Below are 11,207 nucleotides of genomic sequence, written 5' to 3'. Positions count from 1 at the left end.
GTCCCGGACACATCGGGACCCGGGCTCCTGCGCATGTCGCGTCAGCGGGCCAGCGACGCGGCGTCCCCCATCACGATCACGGGGTACTTCGCGGGATCCAGTGCGAGCAGAAGCTCCCGCATCCGGTCCTCGGCCAGCGAGACACAGCCCTGTGTCGGTCCGCCGTGGTCCACGTGGATCCAGATGCCGCCGCCCCTCTCACCGCCGAGCGGCCGGGTGCGGTCCAGCGGGCTCGTGCCGGGGGTGCGGTTGTAGTTGATGGCGACGACATAGTCGAAGGAGCCTTCGAGTGGCTCCCCCAGGAAGCCCTCGCCGCTCACCGCGAAGCGGGCCTCCTCGTCGTACGGGAGCAGCGCGCCCGGGTCGGGCAGCCGGCCGCCCGCGTCGGTGAGGCCGAAGACCCCTACCGGGGACCGGAGGTCGTCTGCGAGATGGTGGTCGGTCCAGCCCTCCATGCCGTTGTGGGCGGGCCAGGGACCCGCCCCGGGTCTCCAGCCGAGAGCGGGGTCGTCGAGGCTGTAGAGCACGACCGCGGAGCGGTTGGAATCGGGGCCCTGGCCGGTCACCACAACGGCCTGCCGGGCGGTGGCGGGGATCTGTGCCCGGGTCTGCGGGCCGAGCGCCGGAAGATCCGCCGGGGCGCGGGACGGCTCCACGGCACGGGGCTCCGCGGCTGCGGACTCGGGACCGGCGGCACCGGGGGGCGCAGCGGGGTCGGAGGTCTGCACCGCCCCGGCGGAACAGCCGATGACCAGCAGGAACAGGATGACGAGCAGAGCATAGGGGCGACGCGGGACGGACACGGTGCGGAACTCCTCGGTGGGGGGCGGACGAGCACTTCCCGTGCCAGTCTTTGCCGGGCCCGACGGCGCCGAATCGGAACCGGGGCCATCCGGATGTACCCGGTTCGTGTACCCGAGGTCCGGAAAGTTCCGCACGGTCCACCCGTACGCAGTCAAAGAGCCCGGAACCGTCGCGGTTCCGGGCCCTTCGCCAGGGGGTTCCTACCGGGGGTCCCCGTATGCCGGTGACGGCCTCCGGGGCTCTAGAGGCCGGTGCCGTCGTGGGTCTCGTCGGGGTCGACGCCCATCGTGATCGAACCGATCACGCCGCGTGCCATCTTTCCCTTGCGGTACGAGAGTTTCAGCAGCCCGCCCGTCACACCGCTCTGGTCGTAGATGGTGTCCTCGGTCAGGGTCGTCCTGGTGGTGGTGCTCGTCGAGTACGGCTCCTCCTTCGCGGAGTCGAGGACCGCGGACTCGGCGAAGAAGAACTGACCGGTGTGGCAGGTCAGGCCGCCCTCGTACCCGGCCTCGGTCATCTTCCCGCCGACGTGCACCTTGGTGTGGATGTGCACGGCACGGCCCTGGTACCAGCCCGGGAAGATCGTCGTGAACTCCACGAACCCGTGCTGGTCGGTGAGCCGGGTGCCCCGCAGGTAGCGCTCGTCGTCGGTGGGTTCGCTGTGTCCGCCGCCACCGCCCGGACCACCGGAGGGAGGTGTCCCGGTGGGGGTACCGGTCGGCGCGTCGGTCGGTACGCCGGTGGGTACGCCGGTGGGTGCGCCGCTCGGCGGGGTGCCGCCACCGGGGCCGCCCTGGCTCATGCTCTCGTAGCCGGAGTAGATCCCCAGTGCGTCGCAGTGCCAGATGTCGACGGCCGCCTTCTTCAGCGGCTTGCAGGTGTCGGAGTCGATCACCTTCAGCCGGAGGGTCAGCGGGATGCCCTCCTTGTCCTCGGTGATGTCCTTCCGGATCTTGTCGGCGTCGATGTAGTACGGGCCCTCGGTGGTCTCCGAGGTCAGCCGGTAGCACGCCTCGCCCTGTCCGGCCGTCGTACCGGAGGCGGCGCTCTTCTCCTCGTCGGCCGAGGCGGTGGCGACGACCCCTGCCCCGACTCCCGCGGCGGCCACGACCGCTCCACCGGCGAGGATCACCCGGCGCCGGGTCAAGTCCTTCTTGTGTGCGGGTCCCTGATTCTCTGTCATGAACAGGGAATCTAGGCAGTCCGGCTGGCAGGAACATGGGTGCAGGCTGTGCGTTCCTGTGCGTCCCCGGTGATCACCGGGGACGCACAGACAGAAACAGTCCCCGGCCGGGCGGCCGGGGACTGTTTCACGTGGAACGGAAGCGGAACAGGCTTACTTCGCGCCCGTGTCCCTCGCCACCGAGTCCTTGGCCTCCGCCTTGTCCTTCGCCGTCGCGACGGGCTTGCGGAGCTGGATGTTCAGCTCGCGCAGGCGGGTCTCGTCCAGCTCGCTCGGGGCGCCCATCATCAGGTCCTGGGCGTTGCCGTTGAGCGGGAAGGCGATGGTCTCGCGGATGTTGGGCTCGTCGGCGAGCAGCATCACGATGCGGTCGACGCCCGGGGCGATGCCACCGTGCGGCGGGGCGCCGAGGCGGAACGCGCGCAGCATGCCCGCGAACTCCCTCTCGACGGTCTCCGCCTCGTAACCGGCGATCGCGAAGGCCTTCAGCATGACCTCGGGCTCGTGGTTACGGATGGCGCCGGAGGACAGCTCGATGCCGTTGCAGACGATGTCGTACTGCCACGCCAGGATGTCCAGCGGGTCCTTCTCCTCCAGGTCCTTCATGCCGCCCTGGGGCATGGAGAACGGGTTGTGCGAGAAGTCGATCTTGCCGGTGTCCTCGTCCTTCTCGTACATCGGGAAGTCGACGACCCAGCAGAACCGGAAGACGCCCTCCTCGAAGTGCCCGGCACGCTTGGCGGCCTCGACACGGACGGCGGACATGATCTTGGAGACCTCGTCGAACTCGCCCGCGCCGAAGAAGACCGCGTGGCCGGGGACGAGGGACAGACGCTCGGTGAGGGTCTTGATGTCCGTCTCGGTGAGGAACTTGGCGATCGGCCCGGCCAGCGTGCCGTCCTCGCCCACGCGAACCCAGGCGAGACCCTTGGCGCCGTGCTCGACGGCGTACTCACCGAGACCGTCGAAGAACTTCCGGGACTGGCCCGCGGTGTCCGGCACCGGCAGGGCACGGACGTGCTTGCCGGCGAACGCCTTGAACCCGGAGTCGGCGAACACGTCGGAGATGTCGACGAGCTCCAGCTTGGCCCTGAGGTCCGGCTTGTCGTTGCCGTACTTCAGCATCGACTCGCGGAAGGGGATGCGCGGGAACGGCGAGGTCACGTGGCGGCCGTTGCCGAACTCCTCGAAGAGCTCGGTCATCAGCTTCTCGATCGGCCGGAAGATGTCTTCCTGCTCCACGAACGACATCTCGACGTCGAGCTGGTAGAACTCGCCCGGCGAGCGGTCGGCACGGGCGTCCTCGTCGCGGAAGCACGGCGCGATCTGGAAGTAGCGGTCGAAACCGGAGATCATCAGCAGTTGCTTGAACTGCTGCGGCGCCTGCGGAAGGGCGTAGAACTTGCCCGGGTTCAGGCGGGACGGGACCACGAAGTCACGGGCGCCCTCGGGGGACGTCGCGGCGAGGATCGGGGTCGCCATCTCGTTGAAGCCGAGGGCCACCATCTTCGAACGGATGGAAGCGATGACGGACGAGCGCAGCATGATGTTGCGGTGCATCCGCTCACGGCGCAGGTCGAGGAAGCGGTACTCCAGGCGCCGCTCCTCGTTGACGCCGTCCTCGGCGTTGATCGTGAAGGGCAGCGGGGCGGCCTCGCCCAGCACCTCGACCTCGGTGACCTCGATCTCGATCTCGCCGGTCGGGAGCTCCGGGTTGACGTTGTCGGCGCCGCGCGCGGAGACCTTGCCGTCGATCCGGACGACGGTCTCCTTGGTCAGCTTCGCCAGGGCGTCGTTGCCGGGGGTGCCGGGACGGGCGACGAGCTGCACCAGACCGTAGTGGTCGCGCAGATCGATGAAGAGGATGCCGCCCAGGTCTCGACGATTGTGCAGCCAGCCGCTCAGCCGGACGTCGGTGCCGACGTCAGAGGCGCGGAGCTCGCCGCAGGTGTGGGACCTGTACCGATGCATCGTCGTTCATCCAGTCTTCGCGGTTCGGGGTGGATTGACACCCCAGGCTACCGCCCGTGGACGCACCGCTTCATTGGCATTGTTGCCGCACGGCTGTCCGAGACGTGCCCGACGGCCTCCCGCGGTCGCTGCCGGGCGGCCCTCCCTCGGTGGCGACCGTGGAGAACATCTTCCTAAAGTGGGGCAATGCGCACCGAGGAGATCCTGGCTGCGATCGGGACCGGCCTGTGGAGCTGGGACAGCTCATCGGGCACGGTCACGTTCGACGCCGAGGCGGCACGGCTGGTGGGACTGCCCGCCGAGTCGACTGTCCGCCCCGGCGAGGAGGTGCGCCCCCGCTTCCACCCGGCCGACTGGAACGAGATCGACGGCATCGTGAACTTCGCGATCGCCGAGGGCACGGTGGCCGAGGCCAGGATGCGCATCGTGGACGAGACCGGCGCGGTCGTACGCACGGTGCGCACCCGGTCCAAGCCGGTCGCGCTGGACACCCCGGGCCGCCATACGTACGTACTGATGGGGATCCTCCAGGAGGTCGCCCAGCCCCCTGAGGCCACCGCGGCACAGACCCCGCTGACGGGCGACTGGCGACGCTCGCGCGAGGCCTTCCTGCTGGACGCGGGGCGGGCGCTGGCCGAGGCCGTGTCCACCGAGGAGGTCCTGCGGGTCGCCGGCTCACTCTCCATGCCCGGCTTCTCGCCGGACGGACTCGCCGTCTTCGGGGTCTCGGGCGAGCGGCTGACGGTCATCGGGCACCACGGGCACAACGTCGGCGACGAGAAGCCGTTCACCGACATGCCCCTGCAGACGGACTATCCGGCCGCCGAGGTCGTGCGGACCGGCCAGGCGATCTACCTCTCATCACCTGAGGAGTACCGGCGGCGCTTCCCGGCCACCTGGCCCCTCGCCCAGGAATTCGGGCGCCAGTCCTGGGCCTTTCTTCCGCTGATCTCGTCCGGGCACACCATGGGCGCCTGGATGGCCGGGTTCCGCCACAACGTGGCCTTCTCGCCGGACGAGCGCTCCGTGCTGTCGACGGTGGCCAGGATGCTGGCACAGGCCCTGACCCGCGCCGGTGCCGCCGAGACCGAGCGCGAGCTGTCACTGGGCCTCCAGAAGGCGATGAGGCCGTCCCTCGGCCCCGGCGTACCCGGCCTGACGGTGGCGGCACGCTACATCCCGACGGGAGGGGGGCTCCAGGTCGGCGGCGACTGGTACGACATGATCCCGCTCCCCAACGGCCGTATCGCCCTCGTCATCGGTGACGTCCAGGGGCACGACGTGCGGGCGGCGGGGCTGATGGGCCAGCTGCGGATCGCCCTGCGCGCGTACGCCTCCGAGGGGCACCGCCCCGACGCCGTGCTCTCCCGGGCCTCGCGCTTCCTGTCCGGGCTGACGGAGACGTACGACCTCGCCGACGGCGAGGATCAGTCCGACGCGACGCGCTTCGCGACCTGCCTGTACGCGGAGGCCGACCCGGAGGCCGGCACCCTCGACATCGCCCGGGCTGGCCATCCGGACCCCGTGGTGATCAGCGTCGACGGCACCGCGGTGATCCGGCAGACCGCCGGAGGGCTGCCCCTGGGCGTCGAGAAGGACGCCGATTACCCGACGACCCGCGTCGTCCTGGGGCCCGGCGAGACGATCATGCTGTGCACGGACGGGCTCATCGAGACCGGCGGACACGACATGGCCACCGGATGGACCCGGCTCAGGCCGGTCCTGGAGAAGCCCGTCGAGGACCTGGAGGAGCTCGCGGACGCCCTCGTGCAGACCGTGCACGGTCCGGGCTCGCACTACACGACCGGGCCGCTGGTGGACCGCCGCGAGGACGACATCGCGGTCCTGGTGCTGCGCCGCGAGGCGGCGCGTACGCGCCGGACCCCGGGACGGCGCTCGGCCATGACCATCGCCCAGGCGGAGCCCGAGCGGGTCGCGGCCGCCCGGCAGCAGCTGCGGGAGCTCCTGCACGACTGGGCGGACGCGGAACAGGTCGACTCCGCCGAACTGATGGTCTCCGAGATGTCCACGAACGTGCTCGTCCACACGGACGGGGACGCGCTGCTCCTGGCGGAGGTGACGGGCGAGCGGGGCGAGCGGCGGCTGCGTGTCGAGGTGGCCGACGCCAGCGACGAGCTGCCGCACAAGCGGCGGCCGGGGGAGATGGCGTCCAGCGGTCGCGGGCTCGTGCTGATGGAGATGCTGGCCGACGCGTGGGGGGTGGACCCGAGGGGCGAGGGGAAGTCGATCTGGTTCGAGCTCCACGAGTCGGCGGAGCCGGCGGAACCGGGCGCCGCCGCCGGATCATGAGCTCCCGGGCGCCACGGGTCCCTCACCGCCCTCCTCGTATCCCTTGCGCAGCTCGCCGATCACTCCGAACACGGCGGCGCACAGCGGCACCGCCAGCAGCATGCCCAGCAGCCCCGCGACGCTCGCCCCCGCGGTCAGCGCGATCATGATCATGGCGGGGTGCATCTGGACCGTCCGGCTCTGGATCGCGGGCTGGAGCACATGACCCTCCAGCACCTGCACGGCGAGCACCACTCCCAGCGCCCAGAGCGCGATCACGATGCCCCGGTCCGCGAGCGCGACGAGCACGGCGACGGCGCCGGAGATGAAGGCCCCCAGGTAGGGGATGTAGGCGCCGACGAACACCAGCGCACCGAGCCCCACCGCACCCGGCACCCGCAGGATCAGCAGGCCCACCGTGATGCAGAGCGCGTCGATCAGGGCGATGAAGGTGGTGCCGCGCATGAACCCCTCGACGGCCTCGAAGGCCCTGCGCCCCATGGCCTCCACGAGGTCACCCTTGCCGCGCGGGGCGATGCTGTGGGCGAGGCTCGCGGCACGGTCCGAGTCGCGGAGGAAGAAGAAGGTCAGCAGCAGCGCCAGGACACTGGTGGCCACGAGCGACCCGATGAGGCTGATCCCGCTGAGCAGTCCGCCCGCCGCGCTCGCACCGAACTTCTCGACGAGGTTCTTGGCGTTGTCCGCGAGGTCGTCCACGTCGGCGACACCCTCGATGTCGAAGTGGTCGATGACCCACTGCGCGGCCTCCTTCAGCGAATCCACGATCTGGTCGCCGCTGTCGACGAGCGCTGTGACGACGATGTAGCCGGCGCCCCCGACCACCGCGACGAGCACGGCACAGGTGAGTCCGGCCGCCACCGACCGGTTCACCTTGTGGGCGGTCAGCCAACGCTGGACAGGGCCGAGCAGCGCCGTGCCGAGCAGCGCCAGCAGGACCGGGGTGACCGCGGTCTTGAGCGCGACGCTCAGCCAGATGGCCACAGCCGCGACGCCGGCGACCAGGAGCAGAACACCGCACCAGGCGGCCGTCCGCCACGCGACGTCGGGCAGGAGGGGCTTCCGGGTAGGCACCCTCCCACCCGATCACGGGCCGGGAGCGGTGTCCCTTCCGCACGCGCGTACGGGTGACGGTCGCCGGGGGGCGGCCGCCGGGGCACGGCCGCAATCCGACGGATCGTCACTGAGATCAACGCTTCGGGCAGACAACGCGGTTGAGCGGCGCCGGCACTCCGGTGGTGTACGTCCCCACCTTCACCAGAGCTGTCAACGACGGCTGCGCTCCGGCCTATCCGGCACCGCTCTCTTCCGACCCCGCGCGCCGTTACATCCCGTGCACGGCGGGGACGGTGCCCAGCCGGCCCTTCTGGAAGTCCTCGAAGGCCTGCTTGAGCTCGTCCTGGGTGTTCATCACGAACGGCCCGTAGTGCGCCATCGGCTCACGGATCGGGCGTCCGCCGAGCAGCACGACCTCCAGGTCCGGCGTGTTGCCGTCCTGCGCCTCGTCGGCGCGGACGGTCAGTGAGGACCCCTTGCCGAAGACCGCGGTCTGCCCGGTGTGGACGGGGCGGCGCTCCACGCCGACACTGCCGCGCCCGGCGAGGACGTACGCGAGGCCGTTGAACTCCTCACGCCAGGGCAGCGTGACCTCGGCGCCCGGCCGGATCGTCGCGTGGACCATGGTGATCGGGGTGTGGGTGATGCCCGGACCCTCGTGACCGTCGAGGTCACCGGCGATGACACGGAGCAGCGCGCCGCCGTCCGGGGAGGCGAGGAGCTGGACCTGGCCGCCACGGATGTCCTGGTAGCGCGGCGCCATCATCTTGTCGGACTTGGGCAGGTTCACCCAGAGCTGGAGGCCGTGGAAGAGGCCGCCGGACATGACGAGGGCCTCCGGCGGCGTCTCGATGTGGAGGAGGCCGGAGCCGGCCGTCATCCACTGGGTGTCGCCGTTCTCGATGGAGCCGCCACCACCGTTGCTGTCCTGGTGGATGAAGCTCCCGTCGATGATGTACGTGACGGTCTCGAAGCCACGGTGCGGGTGCCAGGGAGTCCCCTTCGGCTCGCCCGCGGCGTACTCCACCTCGCCCATCTGGTCCATCATGATGAACGGGTCGAGGTGCCGGTAGTTGATCCCGGCGAAGGCGCGCCGCACGGGGAACCCCTCGCCCTCGAAACCGCTCGGGGCGGTCGTGACGGTCAGTACGGGACGGGCCACGGCCTCGGCCTGGGCCGCGACCTTCGGCAGGGTCAGCGGGTTTTCGACGGTCACTGCGGGCATGGGAGCCACCTCCGGGAGTCTTCTGATCCCAATTTAGTTGAACGGTGAACATCTTGCAAGGCGGCATTCATTCCCGCCGCCGCCGGACAGCGCTGAGGGCCCGCACCGGGACGGTGCGGGCCCTCAGGCTGCCTCAGGCGAGGAGCACTCCTCAGCCGTACATGCGGCGCATCGCGAAGTCGACCATCTGCTCCACCGCCTTGGCGTCGAAGACCATGCGGTGGTCGCCCTCCATGTCCAGGACGAAGCCGTAGCCGGTCGGCAGCAGGTCGATCACCTCTGCGCCGGTGATCACGAAGTACTTGGACTCCTTGCCCGCGTAGCTCCGGAGCTCCTTGAGCGTGGTGAACATGGGGATCACCGGCTGCTGGGTGTTGTGGAGGGCCAGGAAGCCGGGATTGTCGCCGCGCGGGCAGTAGACCTTCGCCGTGGCGAAGATCTGCTGGAAGTCCTCCGCGGACAGCGAACCGGTCGTGAAGGCCCGAACCGCGTCGGCCAGGGACGGCGGCGAGGGCTCGGGGTACAACGGCTGCTCGCCGTAGCCGCCGCCCATCTGCTGCTGTGCACCCGGGTTCTGGTCGTAGCCATACATGCCGCAAAGAGTAATCGGACACATCTGTGGCTCGGGGGGTTGCGTCTTATTACTGACGGGTAGCATCATCGTAGGGGTCAGGTGATATACCCACGCCAGGCCGTCCGTCGCCCGATCCTCACTCCTCCACGGGGCGCTGCGCGCCACTGCTATTGATTACGGAGCCTTCCCATGGGGCACTACAAGTCGAATCTCCGCGACATCGAGTTCAACCTCTTCGAGGTTCTCGGGCGCGACAAGCTGTACGGCACCGGCCCGTTCGCGGAGATGGACGTCGACACCGCGAAGAGCATCCTGGACGAGGTCACCCGCCTCGCCGAGAACGAGCTCGCCGACTCGTACGCCGACGCCGACCGCAACCCGCCGGTCTTCGACCCCGAGACGAACACCGCACCCGTCCCGGGCTCCTTCAAGAAGTCCTACCAGTCGTTCATGGACTCCGAGTACTGGCGCCTGGGCCTGCCCGAGGAGATCGGCGGCACGACCTCCCCGCGCTCCCTGATCTGGGGTTACGCGGAGCTGCTGCTCGGCTCCAACCCGGCGGTCTGGATGTACTCCTCCGGCCCCGCGTTCGCCGGCATCCTCTTCGACGAGGGCAACGAGGCGCAGAAGAAGGTCGCCGAGATCGCCGTCGAGAAGCAGTGGGGCTCGACGATGGTGCTCACCGAGCCGGACGCCGGTTCGGACGTGGGCGCCGGCCGCACGAAGGCGGTCGAGCAGGAGGACGGCTCCTGGCACATCGAGGGCGTGAAGCGCTTCATCACCTCGGGCGAGCACGACATGTCCGAGAACATCCTCCACTACGTCCTGGCACGCCCCGAGGGCGCGGGCCCGGGCACCAAGGGGCTCTCCCTCTTCCTGGTCCCGAAGTTCCACTTCGACTGGACCACCGGCGAGCTCGGTGCGCGCAACGGCGTGTACGCGACGAACGTCGAGCACAAGATGGGCCTCAAGGCCTCGAACACCTGCGAGATGACCTTCGGCGACCAGCACCCCGCCAAGGGCTGGCTGATCGGCGACAAGCACGACGGTATCCGCCAGATGTTCCGCATCATCGAGTTCGCCCGCATGATGGTCGGCACGAAGGCCATCGCGGCCCTGTCGACGGGTTACCTCAACGCGCTGGAGTACGCCAAGGAGCGCGTCCAGGGCACCGACCTGTCGCAGTTCATGGACAAGACGGCCCCCAAGGTCACCATCACGCACCACCCCGACGTGCGCCGCTCCCTCATGACGCAGAAGGCCTACGCCGAGGGCATGCGGTCCCTCGTGCTGTACACGGCCTCCGTCCAGGACGCGATCCAGGTGAAGGAAACCGCGGGCGAGGACGCCAAGGCGCTCAACGGTCTCAACGACCTGCTGCTCCCGATCGTGAAGGGCTACGGCTCCGAGAAGTCCTACGAGCAGCTCGCGCAGTCGCTCCAGACCTTCGGCGGCTCCGGTTACCTCCAGGAGTACCCGGTCGAGCAGTACATCCGCGACGCCAAGATCGACACCCTGTACGAGGGCACGACGGCGATCCAGGGTCAGGACTTCTTCTTCCGGAAGATCGTCCGCGACCAGGGCGCCTCGCTGAACACCCTCTCCGAGGAGATCAAGAAGTTCCTCGCGGGTGCCCAGGGCAACGAGGAGCTGTCCGGCTCGCTGGACAACCTCGCCAAGGCCGCGGTGGACCTGGAGGCGATCGTCGGCACGATGATCACGGACCTCACCGCGACCGGCGAGGACGTCAAGAACATCTACAAGGTCGGCCTCAACACCACCCGCCTCCTGATGGCATCCGGCGATGTCGTCGTCGGATACCTGCTGCTCAAGGGCGCGGTCGTGGCGTCCGAGAAGCTGCGGAACGCCTCTGCCAAGGACGCCGCCTTCTACCAGGGCAAGATCGCCGCGGCGAAGTTCTTCGCCGCCAACATCCTGCTGGGCGTCTCCGCCGAGCGCGCGCTGGCCGAGACCGTCGACAACTCGCTGATGGAGCTGGACGAGGCCGCTTTCTGATCGTTCCGGTCCCTCTCGCGCTCTGCGCACAGAACAAGTCAAGTACGGCCCGCCCCCGCCGAGGGGCGGGC

At 69.4% G+C, this 11,207-nt stretch carries 8 protein-coding genes; 2 read left to right on the top strand and 6 right to left on the bottom strand.

All coding sequences use genetic code 11. The features are described 5' to 3' along the window. Window positions 1-41: 41 nt before the first annotated feature. The 3 genes from ACFWFI_RS34595 to aspS form a co-directional block, all read right to left on the bottom strand. Window positions 42-803, bottom strand: a complete 762-nt coding sequence (locus tag ACFWFI_RS34595; protein ID WP_387398174.1) for a hypothetical protein — start codon at window positions 801-803, stop codon at window positions 42-44. A gap of 242 nt (window positions 804-1,045) precedes the next feature. Further along, the gene (locus ACFWFI_RS34590; RefSeq protein ID WP_387398172.1) at window positions 1,046-1,987 is read right to left on the bottom strand and encodes an intradiol ring-cleavage dioxygenase; all 942 of its coding nucleotides are present in this window, start codon (window positions 1,985-1,987) and stop codon (window positions 1,046-1,048) included. A 153-nt stretch (window positions 1,988-2,140) separates the two neighbouring features. Next, on the bottom strand, window positions 2,141-3,958 hold the full coding sequence (gene aspS / locus ACFWFI_RS34585; RefSeq protein WP_387398170.1) for an aspartate--tRNA ligase: 1,818 nt from the start codon (window positions 3,956-3,958) through the stop codon (window positions 2,141-2,143). Between the two features lie 186 nt (window positions 3,959-4,144). Here aspS and ACFWFI_RS34580 point away from each other — a divergent pair, with 186 nt between their 5' ends. Continuing rightward, window positions 4,145-6,268: an ATP-binding SpoIIE family protein phosphatase gene (locus ACFWFI_RS34580; RefSeq protein ID WP_387398168.1), complete on the top strand. Its 2,124-nt coding sequence runs from the start codon at window positions 4,145-4,147 to the stop codon at window positions 6,266-6,268. Here the strand turns inward: ACFWFI_RS34580 and ACFWFI_RS34575 are convergent. The 3 genes from ACFWFI_RS34575 to ACFWFI_RS34565 form a co-directional block, all read right to left on the bottom strand. Beyond that, window positions 6,263-7,339: an AI-2E family transporter gene (locus ACFWFI_RS34575; protein WP_387398166.1), complete on the bottom strand. Its 1,077-nt coding sequence runs from the start codon at window positions 7,337-7,339 to the stop codon at window positions 6,263-6,265. The two genes, ACFWFI_RS34580 and ACFWFI_RS34575, sit on opposite strands and share 6 nt — an antisense overlap. A gap of 250 nt (window positions 7,340-7,589) precedes the next feature. Beyond that, window positions 7,590-8,546, bottom strand: coding sequence for a pirin family protein (locus ACFWFI_RS34570; RefSeq protein ID WP_387398163.1), 957 nt, complete (start codon window positions 8,544-8,546; stop codon window positions 7,590-7,592). Between the two features lie 151 nt (window positions 8,547-8,697). Then, the gene (locus ACFWFI_RS34565; RefSeq protein WP_073750539.1) at window positions 8,698-9,138 is read right to left on the bottom strand and encodes an SseB family protein; all 441 of its coding nucleotides are present in this window, start codon (window positions 9,136-9,138) and stop codon (window positions 8,698-8,700) included. A 171-nt stretch (window positions 9,139-9,309) separates the two neighbouring features. Here ACFWFI_RS34565 and ACFWFI_RS34560 point away from each other — a divergent pair, with 171 nt between their 5' ends. Beyond that, a complete protein-coding gene (locus ACFWFI_RS34560; RefSeq protein ID WP_387398161.1) occupies window positions 9,310-11,136 on the top strand; it encodes an acyl-CoA dehydrogenase in 1,827 nt (608 codons plus the stop codon). Window positions 11,137-11,207: the final 71 nt, after the last annotated feature.

It is taken from the genome of Streptomyces sp. NPDC060209, from assembly GCF_042728155.1.
In the GTDB taxonomy this organism is placed as follows: Bacteria; Actinomycetota; Actinomycetes; order Streptomycetales; family Streptomycetaceae; genus Streptomyces.
This window is presented reverse-complemented; position numbering and strand designations above follow the sequence as displayed.

What these genes read in the sequence shown, in the direction of transcription:
- ACFWFI_RS34590 (WP_387398172.1), bottom strand. Translation starts at nt 1,987, where the DNA reads ATGACAGAGAATCAGGGACCCGCACACAAGAAGGACTTGACCCGGCGC.
- ACFWFI_RS34580 (WP_387398168.1), top strand. Translation starts at nt 4,145, where the DNA reads ATGCGCACCGAGGAGATCCTGGCTGCGATCGGGACCGGCCTGTGGAGC.
- aspS (WP_387398170.1), bottom strand. Translation starts at nt 3,958, where the DNA reads ATGCATCGGTACAGGTCCCACACCTGCGGCGAGCTCCGCGCCTCTGAC.
- ACFWFI_RS34565 (WP_073750539.1), bottom strand. Translation starts at nt 9,138, where the DNA reads ATGTATGGCTACGACCAGAACCCGGGTGCACAGCAGCAGATGGGCGGC.
- ACFWFI_RS34570 (WP_387398163.1), bottom strand. Translation starts at nt 8,546, where the DNA reads ATGCCCGCAGTGACCGTCGAAAACCCGCTGACCCTGCCGAAGGTCGCG.
- ACFWFI_RS34560 (WP_387398161.1), top strand. Translation starts at nt 9,310, where the DNA reads ATGGGGCACTACAAGTCGAATCTCCGCGACATCGAGTTCAACCTCTTC.